The organism is Aeromonas enteropelogenes, assembly GCF_000819845.1.
Lineage (GTDB): Bacteria > Pseudomonadota > Gammaproteobacteria > Enterobacterales > Aeromonadaceae > Aeromonas > Aeromonas enteropelogenes.
The window spans coordinates 1-26,451 of record NZ_CDCG01000002.1 but is presented as its reverse complement, the minus strand read 5'-3'; the positions used below and the strand labels follow the sequence as shown (position 1 = coordinate 26,451).

The window sequence follows — 26,451 nt, the reverse complement described above, 5'->3', positions numbered from 1 at the left end:
CAGGCTGTGACCAGACAAGCGAATTTGGGATAAAGCCATTGAAATGATTATGCTTTCATTCGAGACTGGCACAGCTTAGTAACCGGATTCTCAATTGAAAATCACAAGATGAAATGGATCTTCACGCTGCGTGGACTCAGACCGCGGTTAATGCTGGCTTTTTTCATGTTGGGCATGGTGCCCTTCCTGGTTGTCACCCTGTTTTTCCTCTATAGCCACGGCAAGGATCTCACCACCCAAACCTCCAACCATCTGGTTTCCGTTCGCAACATCAAGAAGAGCCAGCTGGAAGATTACTTCGGCAACCTCAAACAGCAGATCATCAACTTCTCCCAGCAGGACTTCGCGGGCAACAGTATCGGCCGCTTCTACGGCTTTACCGGCGCCTTCGAAAAGCTGGGTACCAGCTCCCAGGAGGCGCGTACCCGGGCCCAGTCCCGTTATGTGCCCGGATCCTGGGATCAACTGCAAAAACCGGACCCCAAGGTCAATACCGAGCCCTCCATCAGTGCCCTGATCCTGGCCGACGAGATGTATGGCCGGGTCCACCAGCGCTTTCACCGCGGCTATGCCGACATGGTGCGCAAGTCCGACTACAGCGACATCTTTCTGGTGGACCTCAATGGTGATGTGGTCTATTCGGTCACCAAACAGGTCAACTTCGCCACCAATCTGCTCTCCGGTCCCTATCAAGGCAGCGGCCTCGGCCAGACCTTCGCCAAGATCAAGCGTCGCCTCGACGGCGGCCAGAAGCCGCAGCAGATCTTCGAGTTCACCGATTTTGGTCGCAACGAGCTGACCGGCCAGGTGGTCGCCTACCTGGCTGCCCCCGTGATGCAGTACGACTATGTGCGCGGCGTGGTGATCTTCGAGCTGCTGCCGGACAAGCTCAACCAGATCATGGCGGAGCGGGAAGGGCTGGGGGAGACCGGTGAAACCATCCTCATCGGCCCCGACAAGCGGATGCGCGCCGATGCCTGGCTGGCACCCGAGTTCAGCGTCGAGAACAGCTTCAGCCCCCACTTCCGGCCACTGCAGACCCCCCTCGTCACCAAGGCCCTCTCCGGCGAGCAGGGAGTTGGCCAGTTTCTCTCCTACCATGAAGACGAGGTGCTGGCCGCCTACACCCAGGTGAAGGTATTCGATACCGAGTGGGCCTTTATCGCCGAGATTTCGACCCGGGAAGCCTATGCCCCCATCCGCCAGCTCGAAGCACTGGTGGTCCTGTTGGGAGCGGGCTCCCTGCTGCTGCTCATCCTTTTCTCCCGCTGGCTCTCCCACTCCATCACGGCGCCGCTGCGCTCTCTCACTGCGGCGGCGGAGCAGGTGGCCGATGGCGCCCTGGATCACCCCATTACCATCGCCCGCACCGACGATGACATCGACCGTCTGGCCCAGTCGTTTCGCCATATGCAGCGTTCGGTCAAGGAGAAGATCGAGCTCATCGAGCGGCAAACCCAGGAGTTGCAACAGCAGGTCAAGCTGACCCACAGGCAGAACCTCAGCCTGCAGCAGGCCGACAAGCTCAAGGATGAACTGCTGGCCAACACCTCCCATGAACTGCGCACCCCCATTCATGGCATCAAGGGGATGGCGGAATCCATGCTCGCCAGCCAGCAGGATTTGACCGAAGGCCAGCAGAAACAGCTTGGCCTCATCATCAAGAGTGCCGACGGTCTGGCCCGACTGGTGGACGATCTGCTCGACTATCACCAGATGCGCTACGGCCAGCTGGAGATCCACCCCCAGCCCGTCTCCTCGAAAGGGGTCATCCGGCTGGTGCTGGATCTCTGCCAGCACCTGGTGCAGGCCAAGCCCCTCACCCTGGTGGACATCAGCCCCGCCGAGCTGCCACCTGTGCTGGCCGACGAACAGCGCCTCGAACAGGTGCTCTACAACCTGGTGGGTAACGCCATCAAATATACGCCTCAGGGCAAGGTGGTGCTGAGCGCCGTCGTCGAGGAGCAGATGCTGCGCATCAAGGTGACCGATACCGGCATCGGCATCGCACCGGAACATCTGGAACACATCTTCGAGCCGCTGGTGCAGATGAGCCCGGAGGCGGGCAAGCAGGGGGCCGGCCTTGGCCTCTCCATCACCCGCCAGCTGGTGCATTTGATGGGCGGAGAGCTGTTGGTAGAGAGCGAGCCAAGCGTCGGCTCCACCTTCTCCTTTACCCTGCCGCTGGCCATCGGCCAGACCGCCGGCCAGCTGCTGGGCAATCGCCAGATTGAACACCAGCTGGTGCGCCAGCAGCCCCTGATCCTGCCTGAGTGGGATAGCGAGGATCTGCCCCCGCCTCCGCAGGATGCCCCCCTCATCCTGGTGGTGGACGACGAGCCCATCAACCTGCACATCCTGCGCCACCTGCTGCAACCCTGCGGCTATCGCATCCTGCCGAGCGGCGATGGCCACGACGCGTTGGCCAAGCTGGCCCGGGAGCCGGTCGATCTGGTGCTGCTCGATGTGATGATGCCCACCCTCTCCGGCTTCGATGTCTGCCGCCGGCTGCGCGAGCAGCACCCCAAGGACAAGCTGCCGGTGCTGCTGCTCACCGCCCTCAACCAGCCCAAGGATATTGAAGAGGGGTTTGGTGCCGGGGCCAACGACTATCTGGTCAAACCCTTCTGCAAGGAGGAGCTGTTCGCCCGGGTCAAGGCACTGCTGGAGGCCAAGGCGGGGCGCGCCTCCCTGGTGGAGAACCGCTTGCTCAAGCAGGAAATAGAGCACCGCCTCACCCTGCAGGAGCGGCTCCATCAGGATCAGCAGCGGCTGCTGACCCTGCTCGGGGAAGGAGCCGATCCCATGATCTTCATCGACCAGCAGGGCATAGTGCTGTTTGCCTCCCGGGTGCTGGCCGGCTTGCTGGGCCAGGAGCCCGAGGCCATGGAGGGACACGCCCTCGACGAGTGGCTGGCAAGCCCGCTCAAGCAGCAGTGGCCGGAACCGACCGGTGAGCGGGATCTGACCTTTCTGGTGGCGGGGGTCGAGGACAGGCTCAACGCCCGCGCCCTGCCCATCAGTCTGGGGGGACAGGCAGCCATCGCCCTCACCCTCAGCACAGGCCAGCGCCAGGATGACAACCGGGTGATGGCGCTGGAAAACGCCCTCAAGAACCTCTCACGCCAGGCCATCATCGAGGACGATCAACTGCTCGGCGAGCTGAGCCGGCTCGGCGGCGAGTTCCGCTCCCTGGCTGACAATCTCATTCGTCAGCAGGATGACGAACCCCTGCGCCGCGCCCTGGTCGAGACCATGCAGCTGACGCTGGACGCCTGGCAGCAGGGCACCGGCAAGGGCAAGATAGTGCTGGCGGAGAAGAGCAAGCTGTGGCGAGTCTACATGGACAGATCCAGCCCGCAGACCCGAACCCTCGACAAGTATCTGAGCCTGGATACCCTGCCCAAATCCCCGCGCTGGAAGACGGTGGTAGCCACCACAGAGTTCGTGCTGGGACACTGCCCGCTGAACGAACAGCAGCGCCAGCAGCTGCAACACAGCGCCCAGACCCTGCGCCAGCTGGCCAATCGCAAGCCGTGATGGAAGACGGGATGTGAGCCGGCTCACACCGGCCCATCCCGTTTCTTTTTTGCACAAATTAAAGGTTCCGCCCACACCGCCACAGCGAGCGGATCCAATTCACAAAATTGTCATAACCAGCCTGGCAACGGGCACTTTTTACGCGAAACCAAATAACGTAACCGTATGATATTAATCAGATAAAAATGAGTTTTGACGAAATTGACGTAACCCCGTCAATTTTTACGAAAACGACGAAATCAATAGTTGTTGTTTTCCTGTTAACTCTGTTTTGCTAAGAGCGTTGGAAAACAGAACGACAAGGGTGCACAGCCCGACCAACATGGAGGGCCGACTTCCTCAGCATGCGAAGCCGGTGCTCACACAAAACAAGGCGAATCCCTCAGGAATGCCTAAAAAATAAGAAAGGAAAACATATGCTTGCCAAAGTATCCAAAATCTCTACCGCTGTAATGCTGGGCACCATGATGCTCGCCGGTGCCGCCGGCAACGCCATGGCCGCAGAAAACAAAACCGTGCTGACCATGGTCGCGCAACAGGAAACCGCCTGGGTCAAGAACTTCAACCCCTTCCTGCAAGCGGGCTTGCTGCACACCACCCGTCACTTCATCTATGAGCCGCTGGTGATCTTCAACGATATGCAGGGTGGCAAACCCGTCTATCGTCTGGCCACCAACTATGCGTTCAGCGATGACCTCAAATCCGTCACCTTCGATCTCCGTGACGGGGTGAAGTGGTCTGACGGCGAAGCCTTTGATGCAGACGACATCCTCTTCTCCTTCAACCTGGTCAAGGCCAACAAGGCCCTGGATGAGCGCTCTATCTGGACCCAGATCAAGAATGTCGAGAAGCTGGCCCCCAACAAGGTCCGTTTCGATCTGACCGAGGTCAACACCAACGTGGTGAACGACATAGTGCTGGTGCCCATCGTGCCCGAGCACCAGTGGAAGTCGGTGAAAGACCCGGTCGCCTTCACCAACGACAAGCCGGTCGGTACCGGCCCCTTCACCGAGGTAGACAATTTCTCCGCCCAGCTCTACACCCAGTGCCGCAACCCGCACTACTGGGATAACGACAACCTCGCCATCGACTGTATCCGCATGCCGCAGATGGCGACCAACGACCAGGTGCTGGCCGCCGTCATGAAGGGCGACATCGACTGGTTCGGCTCCTTCGTGCCGGATATCGAGCGTCTCTACGTCGGCAACGATCCGAAGAACAACAAGTACTGGTTCCCGGCCTCCGGTACCGTGGCGTTCAACGTCAACTTCCAGACCAAGAATCCGGGCAACCACGAAGCCTTCAACGACATCAACTTCCGCCGCGCCTTCTCCATGGCGATGGACCGCCAGTCCATGGTGGACATCGCGGGCTACGGCTACCCGACCGTCAACGAATACCCGTCCGGCCTTGGCAAGGCATTCGACTCCTGGAACAACCCGGAAGTGGACAAGAAGTACGGCAAGTACAACAAGTTCGATCTGGAAGGAGCCAAGGCACTGCTGAAGGAAGCAGGCTACAAGGATTGTGACGGCGACAAGTTCCTCGACACCCCGAGCTGCAAGAAGATCGAGTTCAAGGTACTGGTACCGAACGGCTGGACCGACTGGGTCAATACCGTCCAGATCGGCGTGGAAGGGCTGCAGGCACTGGGCCTGAATGCTAAGACCGCCACCCCGGAAGCCACCGTGTGGACCGAGAACCTGATCACCGGCGACTTCGACGTGGCGCTGCAGGGTTACTTTGCCGGTGCCAACCCGCACAAGTACTTCGAGACCGCGTTCCACTCCCGCAACATGGGTGAGCGTGGCAACCGCTTCGCGGCCCCCCGCTACAAGGATCCGGCACTGGACAAGCTGATCGACGACTTCACCCAGACCGCCGATGCTGCCAAGCAGAAGGAGATCATGTTCGCCATCCAGGAGAAGGTCGGTGCCAACCAGACCATCATCCCTGTGTTCAACAACCCGACCTGGTACGAGTACAGCACCAAGCGCTTCAATGGCTGGTTCAGTGCCGACAACCCGGTTGCCAAACCCCAGCTCCACCCGGACACACCCGAGCGTCTGCTGCACGTGTTGTCCCTCAAGCCAAACAGCTAATCAATCCCGGCCCCCTGCGGGGGGCCATCTTCCCCGTTCATCCCCCTTTATCCCGGTTCTGCCGGGGTTGGGGTAGCTATACCCGATGCGGGGCAGGCTTGCAGTAAAAGGTACTATCATGGGATTCATACTGAGACGTTTCTCCTTCTATCTGGTTGCCTTCCTGGTAGCCGCCACCATCAACTTCCTGCTACCCCGCGCCATGCCTGGCGATCCTGTCTCCGTGATGTTTGCCCGCGCCGGCGCCATGATGGAGCCGGCCGCCCTGGAGGCCCTCAAAGCCACCTTCGGCTTCGTGGATGGCCCCATCGGCACCCAATTTCTGACCTATGTGAAGAGCGTCTTCACCTGGGATCTCGGCACCTCGGTGCGCTTCTACCCGCAGCAGGTCTCTGACGTGCTGGGTCGCGCCATCGGCTGGACTCTGTTTCTGGTGGGCACCTCCACCATTCTGAGCTTCTCCATCGGCTCCATCGTCGGCATCTTCGCCGCCTGGTATCGCGGTGGCCGGATGGACAGCATCCTCTCGCCACTCACCCTGGTGATGCAGGCCATCCCCCCGGTGGTGGTCTCCCTGCTCGCCCTCTTCCTGTTCGGGGTGAGCCTGGAGTGGCTGCCCATCGGCTACGCCTACAGTCCGGAGATCAAGCCTGACTGGGGTTGGGAGCACATCAAGAGCATATTGCTCCACGCCATCATGCCGGTCGGCACCCTGGCCATGGTGCAGGTGGGGGGCTTTCTCATCACCATGCGCAACAACATGATCAACCTGCTCGGCGAAGACTACATCACCATGGCCAAGGCCAAGGGGCTCTCCAGCAACCGGGTGATCTTCAACTACGGCGCCCGCAACGCCATCCTGCCCAGCGTCACCGCCCTCTCCATGGCGCTCGGTTTCGTCATCGGTGGCTCCCTCATCACCGAGGTGATCTTCAACTACCCGGGGCTGGGTCTGACCCTCTATCAGGGCATTCTGGCCCGCGACTACCCGCTCATTCAGGGGCAGCTGCTCATCATGACCATCACCATGCTCAGCTTCAACTTCCTGGCCGACGTGCTCTACGTCTTCCTGGATCCCCGTCTGCGTACAGGAGGCAAATAAGATGCGTATGCCGACCATTCTCAAGATTTTACTGGGCAATAAGAAGGCAGCCTTCGGCCTCGCCATCGTCGTCACCTTCGTGCTGATGGCCATCTTTGCCCCCCTGCTGGCCAGCAACGAGCCGACCAAGCGGGTGGCCCGCCCCCACCAGCCCCCCAGTGCCGAGTTCGTGATGGGCAGCACCCGCATGGGCCACGACATCTGGGCCCAGTTCACCAACGGGGCGCGCGTCTCCCTGATGGTGGGCTTTAGCGCGGGTCTCTTGGTCTGCGCCCTGGCGGTCGCCATCGGCATTACCGCCGGTTACTTCGGCGGCCTGGTGGACGAGTGCCTCACCTTCCTGATGAACGTGGTGCTGGTGATCCCCAACCTCCCCTTGCTACTGGTGCTGGCGAGCTTTATCGGGGAGGCGTCGCCGACGGTGATTGCCGTCATCATAGGGTTAACCTCCTGGGCCTATGGCGCGCGCGTCATCCGGGCCCAGACCCTGGCCCTGCGGGAAAAAGAGTTCGTCATTGCCGCCGAGGTGCTGGGGGAGCCGGCCTGGCGCATCATCCTGGTGGAGATACTGCCCAACCTCATCTCCATCATCGGGGTGAGCTTCATCGGCTCCATCATCTACGCCATCGTCACCGAGGCGACCCTGGAGTTCCTGGGTCTGGGCGACCCGACCGTGGTGAGCTGGGGCATCATGCTCTACAACGCCCAGACCTCGAGCGCCATCCTGATCGGCGCCTGGTGGGAGATCCTGGCCCCCTGCTTTGCCATCGCCACCCTGGGCGCGGGTCTGGCCATGCTCAACTTCGCCATCGATGAAATCGCCAACCCGCAGCTGCGCTCCCACAAAGGGCTGAGCCGCTGGAAGAAACTCGCGGCCCCGGTCACCACGCCGGTTGCCACAGCACAGGAGAAGACAGCATGAACCAGCAACCTCTGCTGTCGGTACGCAATCTCTGCGTCGACTACATCACCGAAAACGGCGACGTGCGCGCCGTCAACTCGGTGAGCTTCGATATCAAGCAGGGCGAGATCTTCGGTCTCGCCGGCGAGTCGGGCTGCGGCAAGTCCACCGTCGCCTTCTCGGTGGCCCGGCTGCACAAGCCGCCCGCCTACATCAGCGGCGGCGAGATCCTGTTCAAGGGGGAGAACATCCTCCACTACGGTGACGAGCGGCTGCGCTCCTACCGCTGGCGCCAGGTCTCTGTGGTGTTCCAGTCCGCCATGAACGCGCTGAACCCGGTGCTGCGCATGGAGGAGCAGTTCTGCGACGTCTTGCTGGCCCACAACCGGGGCATGACCCGTTACGAAGCGATAAAACGCGCCCAGGAGCTGCTCACCATAGTCGACATCCACCCGAGCCGGCTCAAGGACTACCCGCACCAGTTCTCCGGCGGCATGCGCCAGCGGCTGGTGATCGCCATCGCCATGGCCCTCAACCCCGAGCTGCTCATCATGGACGAGCCGACCACGGCGCTGGACGTGGTGGTGCAGCGGGAGATCCTGCAGAAGGTCTATGCCCTGAAAGAGAAGTTCAACTTCTCCATCCTCTTCATCACCCATGACCTCTCGCTCATGGTCGAGTTCTGTGATCGCATCGGCATCATGTACGCCGGCGAGCTGGTGGAAGTGGCCCCGTCCAAGGCAATCCTGACCGCGCCGCTGCACCCCTACACCAAGGGGCTCGGCAACTCCTTCCCGCCCCTGCACGGGCCGAAGAAGGTGCTGGAGGGGATCCCGGGCACCCCGCTCAACCTGCTTGAGGTGCCGGTGGGTTGTCGCTTCCAGGCCCGTTGCAGCAAGGTGCACGATCGCTGCCGCCAGGAGTACACCCGGCTGGCCGAGATCCGCCCCGGTCAACAAACTGCCTGCCACCTCCATGAGGCGCAGGATGAACAACAAGAGCCCGTGTTCTATCTGGACAAGGCCGCTGGCTGTTAAGGATGTCTGTCATGCAAATCGCCAACACCGATGCCCCCATCATCGAAGTCCAGCACCTCTACAAGGACTTCCCCATCAACTCCAATGCCATCAAGAGTGGCAAGATGCGGGCCCTCTCCGACATCACCTTCAACCTGCACCGGGGCCGCGCCCTGGCGGTGGTGGGTGAGTCGGGCTCCGGCAAGAGCACCATCGCCAAGATCATCGCCAAGATGTACAAGCTGAGCGCTGGCCGCATCCTCTATCGCGGCCGGGATCTGGAGGAGTTCAACAAGGGCACAGCCCTGCTCGACTATCGCCAGAGCGTGCAGATGGTATGGCAAGATCCGTTCGGTTCACTGAACCCCACCCACACCATCTACCACCACATCGCCCGCCCCCTGCTGCTGCACAGCAAGGTGATCGACAAAAAAGATCTGCCCGAGATGGTCTACACCCTGCTGGAAAAAGTGGGGCTGACCCCGGCCAAGGCGACGGCGGCCAAGTACCCGCACCAGCTCTCCGGCGGCCAGCGCCAGCGGGTCAACATCGCCCGCAACCTGGCGGTGGAGGCGGAGGTGGTGCTGGCGGACGAGCCCACCTCCATGCTCGACGTCTCCATTCGCATCGGCATCCTCAACCTGATGGAGCAGATGAAGAACGAGCTCGGCGTCTCCATGCTCTATATCACCCACGACATAGCCACCGCTCGCTACGTGGCCGAGGATCTGGCGGTGATGTATGTGGGCCACATGGTGGAGTGGGGTGAGGTGGACGAAATTTTGCACCACCCCCAGCACCCCTACACCCAGCTGCTCATCTCGGCGGTGCCGGATCCCGAGAAGAGCATCCATGCCGAGCTGGAGGGGGGCCGCAAGGGGGAGATCCCGCTCTGGACGCCGGAATCCTGCGGCTGCCCGTTCGCCGGACGCTGCAACCAGGCCATGCCCCGCTGCAAGGAGAGCCTGCCCCCCATCACCCAACTTGCCAGCAACCATTTTGTCCGCTGCTACCTGTACGAGTGATGTGCCACACCCTGGCCGGGCAGCCTTGCCCGGCCTGCCTCGATTCGGGGACTCTGGCCCTGGGCCATGCATCCCCCCGACCGCAGAACCTTTGGAGTAAACCTTGATGGAACTTTTGATCAATCAGGTGGGTTACGACTGCGACGCCCAGAAGATTGCCCTGCTGCAAACCTGCTCCCCCCACGATCTCGGCGGCTATGTCCGGCTGCAGCGCCTCGATGATGGCCAGACTCTGTTGGAAACCCCGTTGCAACCGGCCGGCCGGGTGGATGGGTGGCAGGGGCGGGCCTACTGGAAAGCCGATTTCTCACCCTGCAAGGAGCCCGGCCACTACCGGCTGGAGGCGATCACCGCCCAGGGCATAGTACGTTCCGCCCGCTTTGCCATCGGCTCCGATCTGCTGGCTAGCCGTTGCCTCTCCGATGTCATTCACTATTTCAAGGGACAGCGCGCCAGCGGCACCTTCGATCGGGCCGACCGCAACGCCCGCCTGTTTGGCGCTGACCAGTGCCGGGATGTGCACGGCGGCTGGTTCGACGCCAGCGGTGACATGAGCAAGTATCTGAGCCACCTCTCCTACGCCAACTACCTCAATCCCCAGCAGACCCCCATGGTGGTGTGGGCCCTGCTCAAGTGCCGCGAGTTGCTGGCGACACGTCGCGACATCGACGGCATCAACCTGTGCAAGCGACTCAATGACGAGGCGCTGCACGGCGCCGATTTCCTCTGCCGCATGCAGGATGAGAGCGGCTTTTTCTACATGACCCTGTTCGACAAGTGGAGCAAGGATCCCGAGCAGCGGGAACTGTGCGCCTACGCTACCCAGCAGGGGCTCAAGTCCGCCAGCTGGCAGGCGGGTTTTCGGCAAGGGGGCGGCATGGCCATCGCCGCCCTGGCCCGCGCCGCCCGCGAGAGCGTCAGCGGCGACTTTGATGCCAGCCGTTACGCCGAGGCGGCGCGGCGCGGCTACCTGCACCTGCGCGAGCACAACCACGCCTATCTGGACGATGGCTGCGAGAACATCATCGACGACTACTGCGCCCTGCTGGCGGCGGTCGAGCTGACCAAAACGCTGGGGCCCGAGTGGCTCGGCGAGGCGCGGGATCGGGCCGGCAAGCTGTGCGCCCGCCAACACAGCCACCCGGAGCTCGGCCACTACTGGTCCGCCAACCAGGATGGCTCGCGCCCCTACTACCACGCCGCCGAAGCGGGCTTGCCGGTGCTGGCGCTGCTTGAATACCTGGGGGTAGAGACGGATCGGGAGCGCAAGGCCGCGGTGCAGAGCGTGATCGAGCAGGCGCTGGCCGCCGAGCTGGCGCTGTGCGCCCGGGCGGGCAACCCCTTCTCTCTCGCTCGCCAGTATGTGAAAGGGGTTGGCGAAGCGCCGCGTATCAGCTTCTTTATGCCCCACCACAACGAATCCGGTTATTGGTGGCAGGGGGAGAACGCCCGGCTGGCCTCTCTAGCCACCATGGCCTTTGCCGCCGCCACCCAGTTGCCTCGCCAGCGCAAGCTTCTGCTCAATTTCGGTCAGCGCCAGCTCGACTGGATCCTGGGACAAAACCCCTTCAATGCCTGCATGCTGGCGGGCCACGGCATCAACAACCCGAGCTACACCGCAGGCTACCCCAATGCGCAAGGCGGGATCTGCAACGGCATCACTGCCGGCTTCGATGACGAGGCTGACGTCGCCTTTATTCCGCAAGAGTACAAGGAGCGGCTCGATCAAAACTGGCGCTGGGGCGAGCAGTGGATCCCCCACGCCGCCTGGTTCGCCCTGGCCATCAGCTGGCAAAGCGTGCAGGGAGGCCACCATGATTGAGTACTGGGTCGGGGTAGATGGCGGTGGCACCCACACCCGCGCCCGTATTCGCAACCGGGCGGGCAAACTCCTGGGCGAGGGACGGGCCGCCGGCTCCAATCTGGAGCTCGGCATCCTGCATGCCCACGCCAACGTGCTGGCGGCAATCGTCAGCGCCCGGCAGGCGGCCGGACTTGGCCCCGAGTGTAAACAGCAGATGGGAGTGGGCCTCGCGCTCGCCTCCGCCGAGCTGGCGGATTGCTATCACGCCATGCTGGCCATGCCCTTTCCCTTTGCCAGCGTCAAGCTGACTTCCGATGCCTTCGGTGCCTGTCTCGGTGCCTTCGGCGGCCAGGAGGGGGCCATCCTCATCGCCGGTACCGGCTCGGCCGGCCTCATTTATCAGGGCAGACAGATCCGCACCTGTTCGGGGCGGGGTTTTCCCATCTCGGATCTCGGCAGCGGCGCCTGGCTGGGGCTGCGCGCCCTCCAGCAATCCCTGCTCTGCCACGACGGTATCCTGCCCCCCAGCACCCTGGCGGTGCGACTGATGGATCACTTCAAGCGGGATCAGGCCCAGGTGGTGCGCTGGGCGGCCCGTGCCATCCCGGCCGAATATGGCCACTTCGCCCCCTGGGTATTCGATGCCGCCAGCGATGGCGACGAGCTCGCCTGCCAGCTGCTTGACGAAACCTGTACCCAGCTGGCGCAGCTGCTGGATGGCATGCAGCAGCTTGGCGCGCACCGGATCGCCCTGCTTGGCGGCATCGGCATGCGTCTCGCCCCCCGCCTCGCCCGTTTCAACCTTGCGACCCCCAAGGCCGATGCCCTTGACGGCGCCATCCTGTTTGCCCAATCGGAGGAATATCCATGTCTACACCCCTGATCCACACCCAGGTCGTCCGACGTGATGGCGAAGATGTCTGGTTCCGGTTCAATCTCTCCCACTTGCCGGACGCCCAGTGGAAGCTCCACTTCTGCCTGGCGCGTCACATCGACCCCGCGTCGGTACAGGGGGGCCGACTTGAGCGCCAGAGCGGCAGTTACAAGGTGCTGGCGCCCCAAGGTAGCAACAGCGAGCTGACTTTTTGCTGCCGCAATACCCCCATCAAGCGGCTCTCCGACATGCCGCAGGGATTTTTCCTGAGCCTGCCGGAGGCCGCCACGGGCGCCAGCCTGCAACCCGTCACCCTGGCCGGGCAGGATATCGCGCTGGATGCCCCCGCCGTCAGTGAACCCGACCTGCCACCGGTGGAGCCCCTGTGCGGCATAGTGCCACAGCCGGCCCAGATCGCCCTGCTGGAGGGAAATTTCAGGCTGGCGGAGCGTGCTCACGTCAGTGGACCGGGCAACCTGAGCGCCCTGCTGGCCCACTTCAACGAGCTCACCGGGCTGGCCCTGGATCAGGATCACGACGCCGGGATCCGCCTCATCGAGGCCCCCCTCCCCCCCGAGGCCTATCATCTGGCCATCACGCCTGAGGAGATAGTGATCAGTGCAGCGGGCGAGGCGGGCTGGCGCCACGGTCTGGTCAGCCTGGCCCAGTGGTACCTGCAACACGGGGAGAGCCTGCCCTGCGTCAAGCTGGAGGATGCCCCCCGCTTTGGCTTTCGCGGCATCTTTCTCGACTGCGCCCGCCACTTTCACAGCACCGCGACCATCAAGCGCCTGCTCAAGCTGATGAGTCTCTACAAGTTCAACCGCTTCCACTGGCATCTGACCGATGACGAGGGGTGGCGCCTCGAGATCAAGGCCTTCCCGGCGCTCACCGAACAGGGGGCCTGGCGGGGCCACGGGCTGGCGGTGGATCCCCAGCTGAGCGGCGGCCCCGAACCTTACGGTGGCTACTACACCCAGAGCGAAGTGCGCGAACTGGTGGCCTACGGCGCCGGGCTCGGCATCACCATCATCCCGGAGATCGACATTCCGGGTCACTGCCATGCGGCCATCAAGGCACTGCCCGAGTTGCTGACCGAGGAGGAGGATCGCTCCCGCTACCTGTCGGTACAGCATTTCGACGACAACGTGCTCAACCCGGCGCTGCCGGGCACCTACCAGTTCCTGGAAACGGTGATCGACGAGGTGTGCGAGCTGTTCCCGGGCCCCCAGGTACACATGGGCGGGGACGAGGTACCGACCGGCGTCTGGACCGACAGCCCAGCCTGCCAGCGACTGATGGCGCAACAGGGATACCAGGAGTGCCGCGAGCTGCAGGGCCATCTGCTGCGCCACTGCCAGCACTATCTGGCCGGCAAGGGCAAGCAGATGCTGGGTTGGGAGGAGATACTGCATGGCGACAAGGTGAGCCGGGATGCCGCCGTGTTCGCCTGGACCAGCTTCCAGGCAGGACTGGATGCCGCCACCGCCGGTTACCCGGTGGTCATGGCGCCGGCCCAGTATCTCTATCTCGATCTGGCCTGGAGCCAGGACATTCACGAGCCTGGCCTCTACTGGGCGGGCACCCTTAATCTGGAGCAGGTCTACGCATGCGACCCGGCTCCGGCAGATTTCCATGCCAACGATAACATCCTCGGGGTATTGAGCCCCCTGTGGTCAGAATTGATCACCTCCCGTGATCGTCTCGACTACATGCTGTTTCCGCGCATGCTGGCGACTGCCGAAGTGGCCTGGAGCAATCCGGTCCACAAGGCATGGGATCATTTCGCTGCCCGTCTGCCGGGACAGTTGCAGATCCTCGACCAGCAGCAGGTGCGCTACCGGATGCCACAGAGGTAATGTTGTCTCTTTTTGGGCGGCCTGCTGGCCGCCTTTTTTTATAAACCACCAACAAAAATACAACTTTCCTCTACCTTTTCTCACCATATCCTGACAAAATTCGGCGCCCAACGAAACCACCCTACCCTTCATATGGAAAAGAAGCACTCCGGGTCGGATATGCCACACTTAAAAAACTTCATTATCAATAACAAAAGGGGCGCATGATCATGACTCACCGAGAGGTCCACACTGTGGATAGCGAAGTGGACGTTCCTGCCGATGTGCAGCTCGTCTCCACGACCGATCTTCGCGGCGTGATCACCTACGCCAACCCCGCTTTTTGCGAGATCGCCGGCTACAGCAGCGAAGAGTTGCTGGGCCAGAACCACAATATGGTGCGTCATCCCGATATGCCCAAGGTCGCGTTTGCCGATCTGTGGCTGCGTCTCAAGGAGGGCAAACCCTGGCGCGGCATGGTGAAAAATCGCTGCAAAGATGGCCGCTACTACTGGGTCGATGCCTATGTCACTCCCATCTATGAGGGCGACCAGATCTGCGGCTACCAGTCGGTACGCACCCGGCCGGACCCCCGTCACAAGGAGATTGCCACCCTCACCTATCGCAACCTGCTCAGAAGCGAGCAGGGTCATGCCAAATTGAACGTCTCGCTGACCAGGGTGCGTCATCTGCTGGTGCCCGCCCTGCTGCTGGCCATCCTGGCGGCGGCCGTCCACTGGCATGGCTGGCTGGGTGCTTTGTGGATGCTGTTGCCCCTGCTGCTGCTCTCTGTCGCCTACTGGCGCGAGCTGTTCGCCCTGCCCCGCTACCTGCGCCAGCTGGAGCACGAATATGACAGCCTGACCCGGCTCATCTATTCGGGGGACAAACCCGGCGCCATCGCCGACTTCCACCTCAAGATGTGGCAGGCCCGCATCCGGACCGTGCTGGGACGAGTCAATGATGCCACCCATCCGCTGCAAACCCTGGCAACCAATCTGCAACAGGCTTCCCACCAGGCCTATCACGACATTACGGAGCAGGATGCCCAGACCCAGCAGATGGCCACCGCCATGACCCAGATGGCCAGCACTGCTCAGGAGATCGCCCGCAACATCCAGGATACCAATCAGCAGGTGAGCGAGGCCCGCAACCACTGCATGGATACCGATCGACAGCTCGGCCAGACCGAGCAGCAGATTGAGCAGCTCACCCGCCAGGCCGAGCAGGCCTTCCACTCCGCAGTGGAGCTGGCCAGCGAGTCTGAGCGGATCGGTACCGTAATGGTGGAGATTCAGGGCATCGCCGATCAGACCAACCTGCTGGCCCTCAACGCCGCCATCGAGGCGGCACGCGCCGGCGAACAGGGGCGCGGCTTTGCGGTGGTCGCCGACGAGGTACGCACCCTCTCGACCCGTACTCACAAGGCGACCGAGCAGATCCAGGGCAGCATCACCCAGATCCAGCAAACCCTGGGACAGTGGAAAGTCATGATGCAGAGCAATCTGGAACAGACTCGTCGCTGCGCCGAGATGACCCGCCAGGGCTCCAGCAGCCTGCACGACGTGCTTGATGAAATTGAGCAGGTATCGGAGTTTTCGGCCCAGATCGCCGCCGCCGCCGAGCAGCAGCAGGCGGTGGCGGAAGATATCAGCCGCAGCATCAACCAGATCTCCCAGTACTCCCGGGCCAACAGCGAGCAGATCCAGTGCGTGGACGCGTCGAGCCAGCAACTGCTGGAACGGGCCAAGCAGCTCAAGCGGATCAGCCAGACCTTTGGTTGAGCGGCTTGTCAGGCAAGCAGCAGAAGCGCCACAATGGCGCTTCTGCTTTTTGGAAACCTGACACCATGTCCATCACCGCCTCTTTGCCAACCAACAAGATCGCCCGTATCGAGGCCATCATCGCCCTGATCCCGCCGGGAAAGGTGGCGAGCTACGGTCAGGTTGCCGATCTGGCCGGCCTGCCAGGGCGCGCCAGGTTGGTGGGCAAGGTGCTGCGGGAAACCGACAAGGTGCTGCCCTGGCACAGGGTGATAGGGGCCGGCGGCACCATTTCGCTGCCAAAAGGATCGAACGGATTTGCAGAGCAGACCGGGCGCCTGCAAGAGGAGGGAGTCGTGGTGACAGGCGGGCGAGTCAGGATGCGGGAGTGGCAGTGGCAGCCCGATCTCGCCGAGCTGCTTTTCCTGTTACCGTTTTGACGAGATGACGGGGCGACGCTACTCCAGCAAGGCCAGGATGGCATCGCTGCGCACCTGCACCGGAATGGTTTCATCCTCGCGCTGCACCAGCACCAGCAAGCTCTGCCTGTCCACTTCCAGCACATAGGCCGCCCCTTCCCGAGTCAGATAATTCATGCCCGGACGGATCTCGCTAATCTCCATCACAACCTCCTTGTTCCAACGCTGCACTCCTTGCAGCCGGCTCTCAGTATATCGCCTCCAATAAACAAAGAGGCCCCGTATCGGGGCCTCTTGTTCATCAGGCTTTCTTCGCTTTTGGCAAGCTCTGTTGCCAGGTGCCGTTGTCGTAGTGGGCGGTCCAGCCAGTTGCCTTGCCGTTAACCTCGCTCATCACGTACTGCTCCTTGGTCTTGCGACTGAAGCGCACGATGGCGGGGTTGCCGTCCGGGTCGGTCTGCGGTGCTTCAGCCAGGTACTTGTGCTTGGCCGATATGCGATCCTTGAAGCGCTTGAGCTCTTCCACCAAGGGCGCGCGGGTTTCGCGGGATTTGGGGAAGTTGCTGGCCGCCAGGAACAGACCGGCCGCCCCGTCACGCAGCACGAAGTGGGCGTCGGACTGGGTGCATTTCAGCTCGGGCAGCGGCACCGGATCCTCTTTCGGCGGTGCTATATCGCCATTTTTCAGGATCTTGCGAGTATTCTTGCAGGTCTCGTTGGTGCAGCCCATGTACTTGCCAAAGCGGCCGTTCTTGAGCTGCATCTCGGAGCCACAGCGATCGCACTCAATGCTCGGCCCTTCATAGCCCTTGAGCTTGAACTGGCCCTTCTCGATCTCGTAGCCGTCGCAATCCGGGTTACGGCCACAGACGTGCAGCTTGCGGCTGTCATCGATGATGTAGGCATCCATCGCGGTGCCGCAAACGCCGCAGCGGTGCTTGGCGCGCAGGGCATCGGTTTCGGCCTCGTCACCATCGGTGGCGGAGACGAACTCGTCGGCGGAGACCAGGTTGATGGTCTTCTTGCAGCGCTCTTTGGGCGGTAATGCGTAGCCGGAGCAGCCGAGGAAGACGCCGGTGGTGGCGGTGCGAATCCCCATCTTGCGACCGCAATCCGGGCAATCGATGTCGGTCAGCACCATCTGGTTGGCACGCATGCCCCCCTCTTCCGGTGCCTTGTCAGCCTGCGCCAGCTCCTGGGTAAATTCGGCGTAGAAGGCATCCAGCACCTTCTTCCACTCCAGACTCCCTTCGGCGATGCCATCGAGCTTGTCTTCCATCTTGGCAGTGAACTCGTAGTTCATCAGTTCGACGAAGTTCTCAACCAGACGGTCGGTGACGATTTCCCCCATCTTCTCGGCGAAGAAACGGCGGCTCTCGACCCGCACATAACCGCGATCGACGATGGTGGAGATGATGGAAGCGTAAGTGGAAGGACGGCCGATGCCGCGCTTCTCCAGCTCGCGCACCAGCGCCGCTTCGGTAAAGCGTGCGGGCGGCTTGGTGAAGTGCTGGCGCGGATCCAGCTTGACCAGTTTCAGCACCTCACCCACAGTCACCGCCGGCAGCTGGCTGTCTTCGCCCTTGCGGCCCATGGGGGGCAGCGCCTTGGTCCAACCGGCGAAACGCAGGGTGCGACCACGGGCCTTGAGTTCGAACTCGCCCGCCTTGACGGTCAGGGTCGAGGAGTCGTACTGGGCAGGTGTCATCTGGCAGGCCACAAACTGGCGCCAGATGAGGTCGTAGAGGCGCATGGCGTCCGGCTCCATCCCTTCCAGCATCTCGGCAGTCACCTGCACGCTGGAGGGACGGATCGCCTCGTGGGCTTCCTGGGCATTGGCCTTGGCGCCGTACAGATTCGGCTCGGCCGGCAGATAGGCTGCGCCATACTGCTCGCCGATGTATTCACGCACCGCGTCGACCGCCTCTTTGCTGAGGTTGGTGGAGTCAGTACGCATATAGGTGATGTAACCCGCCTCATAGAGACGCTGTGCCATCATCATGGTCTTCTTCACCCCGAAGCTCAGACGGGTGGAGGCCGCCTGCTGCAGGGTCGAAGTGATGAAGGGAGCGGACGGCTTGGAGCCGGTCGGCTTGTCTTCCCGGTTCACCACCTTGTAGTCGACCCCTTCCAGAGCGGCCACGGCGGCGAAGGTCTCGGCCTGGGTCACCGGCTTGAAGTCGGCGCCATTGCGGCTGACCACTTCCATCCGCAGATCAGCTTTATCACCGGTCAGCAGATCGGCGTTGAGATCCCAGAACTCCACCGGCACGAACGCCTTGATCTCGCGCTCTTTATCGACGATGAGACGCACCGCGACCGACTGCACCCGGCCGGCGGAGAGGCCGCGAGCCAGCTTCTTCCACAAGAGCGGAGAGACCATGTAACCCACTACCCGGTCGAGGAAACGACGGGCCTGCTGGGCGTTGACGCGGTGAATGTTCAGCTCAGACGGCTGGGCAAAGGCCTCCTGGATGGCGCTCTTGGTGATCTCGTTGAACACCACGCGCTTGTAGCGGCTGTCATCGCCACCGATGATCTCGCGCAAGTGCCAGGCGATCGCTTCCCCCTCTCTATCCAAGTCGGTTGCGAGATAGATGGTGTCGGCCTTCTCGGCCAGACTCTGCAACTCGCTGACCACCTTCTCCTTGCCGGGCAAAATCTGGTAGTTGGCCTGCCAGCCTGCGGTCGGATTGATACCCATACGGGCGAACAGGGCCTTGCGCTCCTTGGCCGCCTTCTCGGATTCGCTCAACTTGATGCCGCGAATGACAGGTTTCTTGGGCTCGGTGCTGGCACTGCCGCTGGTAGGCAGATCGCGAACATGACCGACGCTGGATTTCACCACGTAGTCCTTGCCCAGATATTTGTTGATCGTCTTGGCCTTGGCCGGAGACTCCACTATGACCAGTGATTTGCCCATGCTGTAACTATTATCCTCATTGCACCCGACGGGGTTGGTGTGCGGTTTTGTGGGGCTGTATAAGAGATTTGACGAGAAAAAGCAATCTTGTGAACAAATTTGCCAGACCAGCCCGAACTACCATGCTTCTTTATTTATTAATGCGAAGGGTGCGGGCCAGACGCAACCGCTTTTTCAATTTTCTGCCATACCGCTCCTCTTTTTATATCTGAAACGACATAAAAACAGAGGATGGTTATCGGGTTGTTACAAAAACATAAAATCTCTTTATAATGGCCCCACCCCGACGCATTGCGCGCGGAAGGAACCGCTACCCATCATAAAAATCGAAAGGATGTACTCAATGAAGCACTTCGAGGTCAATTTCGACGGTCTGGTCGGCCCGACCCACAACTACGCCGGCCTCTCCTACGGCAACGTCGCCTCCCAAAGCAATGCCCAGGAAGCCTCCAATCCCAAGGAGGCGGCCAAACAGGGGCTGCGCAAGATGAAGGCATTGACCGAACTTGGCATGACCCAGGGGGTGCTGGCCCCGCAGGAGCGGCCGGATCTCGCCACCCTGCGCCGCCTCGGTTTTACCGGCAACGATGCCAGAGTGCTGGAACAGGCTGCCAAACAGGCCCCTGCCGTACTGGCGGCCTGCTATTCGGCCTCCAGCATGTGGACAGCCAACGCCGCCACCGTATCACCGAGTGCCGACACCCAGGATGGCCGCATCCACTTCACCCCCGCCAACCTGACCAACAAATTCCACCGCTCCCTGGAGCCCGAGGTTACCGGCCGGATCCTGCGCGCCGTGTTCAACAACGAGCGCCACTTCAGCCACCACCTCCACCTGCCGGAAAACGATCACTTCGGCGATGAAGGGGCCGCCAACCACACCCGGTTGTGCCGTGCCTATGGCGAGGCGGGGGTCGAGCTGTTCGTCTACGGTCGCAGCGCCTTTGATCTCTCCCACCCCGCGCCCAAGCGCTACCCGGCCCGTCAGACCCTGGAATCGAGCCAGGCCATCGCCCGTCTCCATGGCCTTGGTGACGAGAGCGTGGTGTTCATCCAGCAAAACCCGGATGTGATCGATCAGGGGGTGTTCCACAACGACGTGATCGCGGTGGGCAACCAGAACGTGCTCTTCTTCCACCAGCAGGCGTTCCTCAATACCGAGTCGGCGCTGGCCGAGGTGCGCACCAAGTTTGGCGAAGGGGACCTGCACTTCATCGAGGTGCCGACGGCGGAAGTTTCCGTGCTGGATGCGGTGAAATCCTATCTGTTCAACACCCAGATCCTGACCCTGCCCTCGGGCGAAATGGCCATCATCGCCCCCACCGAGTGTCGCGACAACCCGGCTGTGTCAGCCTATCTGGACAAGCTGCTGACCCAGGGCACCCCGATCAAGCAGGTGCACTACATGGACGTGAAGCAGAGCATGCGCAACGGCGGCGGACCCGCCTGCCTGCGACTGCGGGTCGCCATGAATGACGAGGAGCTGGCCGCCGTCAATCCGGCCTGCCTCATCAACAATGCCCAGTTCGCCCGTCTGGACGCCTGGGTGGAACGTCACTACCGCGATCGCCTGACCCTGGACGATCTGCGGGATCCGGCCCTGGTGATGGAGTCCCGCAATGCACTGGACGAGCTGACCCAGATCCTCAAACTCGGCTCCGTCTACCCGTTCCAACGCTGAGCCTGCCTCGCAGCACAAGGCCGCCGATTAAGGGCGGCCTTGTTTTTTTATGCTGTTTTTCATTCCCGCAGAACAGGTAACCGATGCGCATTGTGCAGAAAAACAGCACACAACTTGCTGATAAGCATGAAATTTGAGCGGGATGTATCAAAAAATCGACGAACAGTCACTTTTTACTGCCAGAAGGGTTCGCAAGGGGTTCACAAAGCCCAAGGATCTGTTAGTATGCGCCTCGCACTTGGGGAGGGGTTCCCGAGCGGCCAAAGGGATCAGACTGTAAATCTGACGGCTCTGCCTTCGAAGGTTCGAATCCTTCTCCCTCCACCATTCAAGTGCAACAATCAGGAAAATACCCCGTGGAGGGGTTCCCGAGCGGCCAAAGGGATCAGACTGTAAATCTGACGGCTCTGCCTTCGAAGGTTCGAATCCTTCTCCCTCCACCATCTTCCTGAACAATTTGTGTAGTGCCCCTGTGGAGGGGTTCCCGAGCGGCCAAAGGGATCAGACTGTAAATCTGACGGCTCTGCCTTCGAAGGTTCGAATCCTTCTCCCTCCACCATCATTCAAGAAAACCCGGCCCTGCGCCGGGTTTTCGCTTTTTGGCTCCTCGCCTATCCTCTGCTTGCTGTCAGATCTGACACTTGTCAAAACCCTGGCTATTGCGCATCGTGGACACATCTTCATTGGAGTCTTCATATCATGTTTGAAGTCTGGGACCAGGATGGTCATGCCAACGGACTCACATTGCAGGCACTCAAGCTCAGGGTCAGCCGCTATCAGGGGGATCTGATGGTGCGTTACAGCAACAAGCTGGGGCTGCCTACCACCCTGTTCCTGACGGTGCATCAGGGGGTTGCCTACCAGCGCTTCAAGGCGGGCTCTCCGAAGCTGAACTGGGAGTGGTTGGCCAAGGCCGGCAATGGCCGCGTTCCCCGCCACTTCATGAACAGCCACTTTCCCCAGTTGCATCTCGCTCACTGATCTGCCCCCAGGCTCTGTCCCCAAAACGCGGCTGGCATGCCAGCTCGCGCCTTCCCGGCGCCCCCTGCTAAATTGCATGATGACGTAGGGACGAGTACAATCTCGCACCCCGTGTTTCCGGTGCCTCCCCTGTGAACGTGCAGCATGGAGACACCGCCGGGTCGTGGTGCATCGAGAAGCTGCTCGAGCCCCGCTCAACCCATACGACGCCATCAGGTGGCGCCGTCCTGATTTGCAATCAGACATAAGAGTCCGACATGTTTAAACCAGAATTGCTCTCCCCCGCAGGTTCCCTCAAGAACATGCGTTATGCCTACGCCTATGGCGCCGATGCCGTCTATGCCGGCCAGCCCCGCTACAGCCTGCGGGTACGCAACAACGAATTCGATCACGAGAACCTGCAGCTCGGCATCAACGAAGCCCATGCCCTCGGCAAGCAGTTCTACGTGGTGGCCAACATCCAGCCCCACAACTCCAAGCTCAAGACCTTCATCCGCGACATGCGCCCTGTGGTGGAGATGAACCCGGATGCGCTGATCATGTCCGACCCCGGTCTCATCATGATGATGCGTGAAGCCTTCCCGGACATGCCCATTCACCTCTCGGTGCAGGCCAACGCGGTCAACTGGGCCACGGTCAAGTTCTGGCATCAGATGGGCCTGACCCGTGCCATCCTCTCTCGCGAGCTGTCGCTGGACGAGATCGAGGAGATCCGCATGCAGGTGCCTGAGATGGAGCTGGAAGTGTTCGTCCATGGGGCGCTGTGCATGGCTTACTCCGGCCGCTGCCTGCTCTCCGGCTACATCAACAAGCGCGACCCCAACCAGGGCACCTGCACCAACTCCTGCCGCTGGGAGTACAAGGTGCACGAGGGTAAAGAGGACGAGGTGGGCCAGATCGTCCACCGCCAGGAGCCCATCGCCGTGCAGAAAGTGGACCCGACCCTGGGTGCCGGCAAACCGACCGATGCCCTGGTGCTGCTGGAAGAGTCCAACCGTCCGGGCGAGTACATGAGCGCGTTCGAGGACGAGCACGGCACCTACATCATGAACTCCAAGGATCTGCGCGCCGTCGAGCACGTGGAGCGGCTGACCAGGATGGGCGTCCATTCGCTGAAGATCGAAGGCCGTACCAAGTCCTTCTACTACTGCGCGCGCACCGCCCAGGTCTATCGCAAGGCGATAGACGATGCCGTAGCCGGCCGGCCGTTTGACCGCAGCCTGATGGGCACCCTCGAAAATTTGGCCCACCGCGGCTACACCGAGGGCTTCCTGCGCCGTCACAACCACAGCGAATACCAGAACTACGACTACGGCTACTCTGTCTCCGATACCCAGCAGTTCGTCGGCGAAATCACCGGTCGCAACGGCGACATGGTCGAAGTCGAAGTGAAGAACAAGTTCCTGGTGGGCAACAGCCTGGAGCTGATGACCCCGCAGGGCAACCTCAGCTTCAATCTGGAGCAGATGCAGAACCGCAAGGGCGAGCTCATCGACACCGCACCGGGCAACGGCCACGTGGTCTACGTGCCGGTACCGAAGGAAGTGGACGTTGACTACGGCATCCTGCTGCGCAACCTCGGCGAGCGCGAGGATACCCGTCAGCCCCACTCGGCCGCCTGAAATGTCCCTGCTCATCACCGACAAGTGCATCAACTGTGACATGTGCGATCCCGAGTGTCCGAACCAGGCCATCAGCCTCGGCGAGGAGATCTACGAGATCGACCCCAGTCGCTGCACCGAGTGCGTCGGTCACTACGAGAAGCCGACCTGCATCAGTGTCTGCCCTATCGACTGCATCATCTGGGATCCCGCTCATGTGGAGACCGAAGAGCAGCTGATGGAGAAGTTTGTGCGGATGCACCGGCAGTAACGCCTTCATCAGCGTCTGCAGTTCACCGACTGCATCATCCGGGATCCCGCTCATGTGGAGAGCGAAGATCAGTTGATGGAAAAGTTCGTGCGGATGCACAGGCAGTAACGCCTTCATCGGCGTCTGCAGTTCACGGACTGCATCATCCGGGACCCCGTCCATGTGGAAACGGAAGAACAGCTGATGGAAAAGTTTGTGCGGATACACAGGCAATAGAATGCGACAAGGCCGGGGATATCCCGGCCTTGTTTTGTGTCTTTCGGCTACTGCTCAGGACTTTCCAATCAGCTGCTGCAGCGCCAGCAGCTCGCGTTCGGCCTCCAGCAGGCGAAGCTGGGAAGCATCAAGCTTGCCCTGCTTGTCGGCTACCCTGTCCGGTCTGCCGGCAACACGCGCCTGTTGCAATTCACTCAGATACGCATCCACCTCTTGCTGCATCTTTGCCACCCGTTGTTGCTGCTCCCGGTAAAGCCCTTCGTCGCTACAGTAGGCCTGAATATTGCGTTTTGCCCGCTCCAGCCCAGCTACTCTGTCGCCATTTTTTTGAGCTTTAGCCTCAACCAGTTGTTCATCGACCGCCTTCAAACGAGCCTTGCAGCCGACAGCCTGGCTGCCATAGGCCTGGCCCGCCAGCAACAGCAGGCTCGCACCTATCATCTTCCACATCAGGATCCACCCGGTTATATCTGCTTTTCGAGCTGCCCATAAAAACCTCGATCCGAGGCCGGGTCAAGACGACGGGAAACAGGTGCGACAGAAGTTGTACTGAGTCACGCCATCCCTCTCCCGTTGGTTCTACAATGTCGCTTTTGCAAGCTGGAGTCTGTTATGAAGCAAGATATTGTCGTAATCGCCAACGGTGCCCCCTACGGCAGTGAATCCCTGTTCAATGCCCTGCGACTGGCCATCGCCCTCAATGAACAGGGTGGCATCACATTGAAACTGTTTCTGATGTCGGACGCGGTGAGCGCAGCCTTGGCGGGTCAGGCCCCGGCCGAGGGGTACAATCTGCGCCAGATGCTGGAGATCCTGCTGGCCCAGGGGGTGATTATACGGCTGTGCAAGACCTGTACCGATGCGCGCGGCATCACGGCGCTGCCGCTCATCGAAGGGATCGAGGTGGGCACCCTGCCGATGCTGGCCCAGTGGACGCTCGCCGCCGACAAGGTCCTTACTTTCTAATGCTCTGTTTTTAATTACTTTTTATCCTCCATCGACTAATAGTCCACACCATGGCCCTCATAGTTTGGGGGTCATTAAGGCCCCTTCTCATTCAACTGACTACAATATCAATTGCCATCACGGCTTTATCTGCACCGCATTCCCCGCCGGACGACGGCGTCGCCATGGACAGAGGACAACAATGAATCCAACCGAACAGACCCTGCTCGAACAGATGCGCATCACCGAATTCGAAATTGCCCATCGCAAAGCGCTGTTGCTGTTCACCGAACGGGATGCCAACCTGCTCGGCAGCTATCACGGCAATATAGAACCCCGTATCGATACCCTGGTGGATCAGTTCTACCAGCAACAAACTGCCATCACCGAGATTGCCCTGCTGATCGGCGACGCCGATACCCTGACCCGGCTGCGCACGGCCCAGCGCCGCTACATCCTCGACCTGTTCAGCGGCCTCTACGATCTGGAGTACGTCAACAACCGGCTGCGGATCGGGCTGGTACACAAGCGGATCGGAGTGGAACCCAAGCTCTATCTTGCCGCCATCAACACCCTCAAGGCGCTGCTCATTGAAGACATCTTCGACCAGATAAGCGAAGAGGCGGATCGCATCGCCATGCTGACCGCTCTCGACAAGTTGTTTCTGTTCGACATCACCCTGGTATTCGAGACCTATATCCGCAGCCTGGTATCGGAGATCGAATCCTCCAAGGAGAAATCGGACAACTACGCCAGACTGCTGGAGGAGAAGGTGCGCGAGCGTACCCAGCAGCTGGAGGAGCTCAATCGCACCGATGCCTTGACCGGATTGCTCAATGTGCGCCATCTGCAGGAGCGCTTGCTGCTGACCCTGCGCACCTGTCAGCGCCGGGCCGAGCCCGTGGCCATCGCCTATCTCGATATAGACAACTTTAAGCAAATCAATGACACGGAGGGGCACCAGCGGGGGGACGAGATCCTGCGGGTCGTGGGCAACTGCATTCGCAAAGTCTCTCGCACCGAAGACAGCTGTTTTCGCTATGGCGGGGACGAATTCTGCCTGATCCTGCCCAACTGCAGCGAATCACAGGCCCGCGACATCTACCTCAAGCGGCTCACCAAGACTCTCAAGGAACAGCTGGAAGACATCACCCTCAGCATCGGCATAGTGCAGACAGGCCCGGAGCGCTACGACGATGGCCTGAGTCTCATCCGCCTTGCCGACGAACGCATGTATGCCGCCAAGAAGGCGCTCAAGGAGGTCAACCCGGGCAACACCCACTGATCTCTTAACCCTGCTCCAGCACGGGGGACGACGGCCTGCGCCCCTGCAACCTGGCTCCCCATTCATAGAGCATGAAGGTCACGACACAGAGCAGGGTCATCAGCAGGTAGAGCCATTGCCCGCTCCACCGCTCGATGATCCAGCCCCCCAGCAAGGCCCCCGCC

General features: G+C 61.2%; 20 protein-coding genes, 3 tRNA genes and 2 pseudogenes. 21 read left to right on the top strand and 4 right to left on the bottom strand.

Going from position 1 to position 26,451, the window contains the following annotated elements:
* The first annotated feature begins 108 nt into the window (after nucleotides 1-108).
* The 11 genes from BN1123_RS00120 (at nucleotide 109) to BN1123_RS00070 (ending at nucleotide 16,405) form a co-directional block, all read left to right on the top strand.
* Nucleotides 109-3,540, top strand: coding sequence for a hybrid sensor histidine kinase/response regulator (locus BN1123_RS00120; protein WP_042024784.1), 3,432 nt, complete (start codon nucleotides 109-111; stop codon nucleotides 3,538-3,540).
* 416 nt (nucleotides 3,541-3,956) lie between these two features.
* Nucleotides 3,957-5,642 carry an ABC transporter substrate-binding protein gene (locus BN1123_RS00115; RefSeq protein ID WP_042024783.1) on the top strand — a complete coding sequence of 562 codons (1,686 nt, stop codon included), beginning with the start codon at nucleotides 3,957-3,959 and terminating at the stop codon, nucleotides 5,640-5,642.
* Between the two features lie 118 nt (nucleotides 5,643-5,760).
* A complete protein-coding gene (locus tag BN1123_RS00110) occupies nucleotides 5,761-6,744 on the top strand; it encodes an ABC transporter permease (protein WP_026456977.1) in 984 nt (327 codons plus the stop codon).
* Nucleotide 6,745: 1 nt separating this feature from the next.
* Nucleotides 6,746-7,666, top strand: coding sequence for an ABC transporter permease (locus BN1123_RS00105; RefSeq protein ID WP_042024782.1), 921 nt, complete (start codon nucleotides 6,746-6,748; stop codon nucleotides 7,664-7,666).
* Nucleotides 7,663-8,682, top strand: coding sequence for an ABC transporter ATP-binding protein (locus BN1123_RS00100; protein WP_042024781.1), 1,020 nt, complete (start codon nucleotides 7,663-7,665; stop codon nucleotides 8,680-8,682). Before BN1123_RS00105 ends, BN1123_RS00100 begins: the two co-directional genes overlap by 4 nt.
* A gap of 11 nt (nucleotides 8,683-8,693) precedes the next feature.
* On the top strand, nucleotides 8,694-9,686 hold the full coding sequence (locus BN1123_RS00095) for an ABC transporter ATP-binding protein (RefSeq protein WP_042024780.1): 993 nt from the start codon (nucleotides 8,694-8,696) through the stop codon (nucleotides 9,684-9,686).
* Between the two features lie 106 nt (nucleotides 9,687-9,792).
* Entirely contained in the window at nucleotides 9,793-11,508 is a 1,716-nt protein-coding gene (locus BN1123_RS00090; RefSeq protein WP_042024779.1) for a glycoside hydrolase family 9 protein, read from the top strand.
* On the top strand, nucleotides 11,501-12,373 hold the full coding sequence (locus tag BN1123_RS00085) for a glucosamine kinase nucleotide-binding domain-containing protein (protein ID WP_042024778.1): 873 nt from the start codon (nucleotides 11,501-11,503) through the stop codon (nucleotides 12,371-12,373). The genes BN1123_RS00090 and BN1123_RS00085 overlap by 8 nt, the downstream gene beginning before the upstream one ends.
* Complete coding sequence (locus BN1123_RS00080) at nucleotides 12,358-14,223, top strand: beta-N-acetylhexosaminidase (RefSeq protein ID WP_042024777.1); 1,866 nt, start codon at nucleotides 12,358-12,360, stop codon at nucleotides 14,221-14,223. The genes BN1123_RS00085 and BN1123_RS00080 overlap by 16 nt, the downstream gene beginning before the upstream one ends.
* Nucleotides 14,224-14,432: 209 nt before the next feature.
* The gene (locus BN1123_RS00075) at nucleotides 14,433-15,986 is read left to right on the top strand and encodes a methyl-accepting chemotaxis protein (RefSeq protein ID WP_042024891.1); all 1,554 of its coding nucleotides are present in this window, start codon (nucleotides 14,433-14,435) and stop codon (nucleotides 15,984-15,986) included.
* Nucleotides 15,987-16,051: 65 nt separating this feature from the next.
* The gene (locus tag BN1123_RS00070; protein ID WP_042024776.1) at nucleotides 16,052-16,405 is read left to right on the top strand and encodes an MGMT family protein; all 354 of its coding nucleotides are present in this window, start codon (nucleotides 16,052-16,054) and stop codon (nucleotides 16,403-16,405) included.
* Nucleotides 16,406-16,423: 18 nt separating this feature from the next.
* On the opposite strand, the gene BN1123_RS21595 is transcribed toward BN1123_RS00070, so the two are convergent.
* Both BN1123_RS21595 and topA read right to left on the bottom strand, forming a co-directional pair.
* A complete protein-coding gene (locus BN1123_RS21595) occupies nucleotides 16,424-16,588 on the bottom strand; it encodes a hypothetical protein (RefSeq protein ID WP_197064410.1) in 165 nt (54 codons plus the stop codon).
* Between the two features lie 97 nt (nucleotides 16,589-16,685).
* Entirely contained in the window at nucleotides 16,686-19,307 is a 2,622-nt protein-coding gene (gene topA, locus BN1123_RS00065; protein ID WP_042024775.1) for a type I DNA topoisomerase, read from the bottom strand.
* Between the two features lie 343 nt (nucleotides 19,308-19,650).
* Between topA and astB the strand changes: the two genes are divergently transcribed.
* From astB to BN1123_RS22035, 8 genes and pseudogenes are all read left to right on the top strand, one after another.
* Complete coding sequence (gene astB, locus BN1123_RS00060; RefSeq protein WP_042024774.1) at nucleotides 19,651-20,988, top strand: N-succinylarginine dihydrolase; 1,338 nt, start codon at nucleotides 19,651-19,653, stop codon at nucleotides 20,986-20,988.
* Nucleotides 20,989-21,230: 242 nt separating this feature from the next.
* A tRNA-Tyr gene (locus tag BN1123_RS00055) sits at nucleotides 21,231-21,315 on the top strand.
* A gap of 31 nt (nucleotides 21,316-21,346) precedes the next feature.
* Nucleotides 21,347-21,431: transfer RNA gene (locus BN1123_RS00050), tRNA-Tyr, on the top strand.
* 31 nt (nucleotides 21,432-21,462) lie between these two features.
* Nucleotides 21,463-21,547: transfer RNA gene (locus BN1123_RS00045), tRNA-Tyr, on the top strand.
* A gap of 140 nt (nucleotides 21,548-21,687) precedes the next feature.
* Nucleotides 21,688-21,969 (top strand): hypothetical protein, encoded by a 282-nt coding sequence (locus BN1123_RS00040; protein ID WP_042024773.1) that lies wholly within the window; start codon nucleotides 21,688-21,690, stop codon nucleotides 21,967-21,969.
* A gap of 257 nt (nucleotides 21,970-22,226) precedes the next feature.
* Entirely contained in the window at nucleotides 22,227-23,591 is a 1,365-nt protein-coding gene (gene trhP, locus BN1123_RS00035) for a prephenate-dependent tRNA uridine(34) hydroxylase TrhP (RefSeq protein ID WP_042024772.1), read from the top strand.
* A 1-nt stretch (nucleotide 23,592) separates the two neighbouring features.
* Nucleotides 23,593-23,841, top strand: a complete 249-nt coding sequence (locus tag BN1123_RS00030; RefSeq protein WP_005303946.1) for a YfhL family 4Fe-4S dicluster ferredoxin — start codon at nucleotides 23,593-23,595, stop codon at nucleotides 23,839-23,841.
* Nucleotides 23,842-23,976: 135 nt separating this feature from the next.
* A pseudogene (locus BN1123_RS22035) lies at nucleotides 23,977-24,057 on the top strand (YfhL family 4Fe-4S dicluster ferredoxin); the annotation flags it as partial.
* 54 nt (nucleotides 24,058-24,111) lie between these two features.
* On the opposite strand, the gene BN1123_RS00025 reads toward BN1123_RS22035, so the two are convergent.
* Nucleotides 24,112-24,507 carry a DUF1090 domain-containing protein gene (locus tag BN1123_RS00025; RefSeq protein ID WP_042024771.1) on the bottom strand — a complete coding sequence of 132 codons (396 nt, stop codon included), beginning with the start codon at nucleotides 24,505-24,507 and terminating at the stop codon, nucleotides 24,112-24,114.
* A gap of 162 nt (nucleotides 24,508-24,669) precedes the next feature.
* Between BN1123_RS00025 and BN1123_RS00020 the strand changes: the two genes are divergently transcribed.
* Together BN1123_RS00020 and BN1123_RS00015 are read left to right on the top strand one after the other, a co-directional pair.
* A complete protein-coding gene (locus BN1123_RS00020; protein WP_026458710.1) occupies nucleotides 24,670-25,023 on the top strand; it encodes a DsrE/DsrF/TusD sulfur relay family protein in 354 nt (117 codons plus the stop codon).
* Nucleotides 25,024-25,204: 181 nt separating this feature from the next.
* Entirely contained in the window at nucleotides 25,205-26,287 is a 1,083-nt protein-coding gene (locus BN1123_RS00015) for a protoglobin domain-containing protein (RefSeq protein ID WP_042024770.1), read from the top strand.
* 4 nt (nucleotides 26,288-26,291) lie between these two features.
* On the opposite strand, the pseudogene BN1123_RS21935 reads toward BN1123_RS00015, so the two are convergent.
* Nucleotides 26,292-26,451: pseudogene (locus tag BN1123_RS21935) on the bottom strand (MFS transporter); the annotation flags it as partial.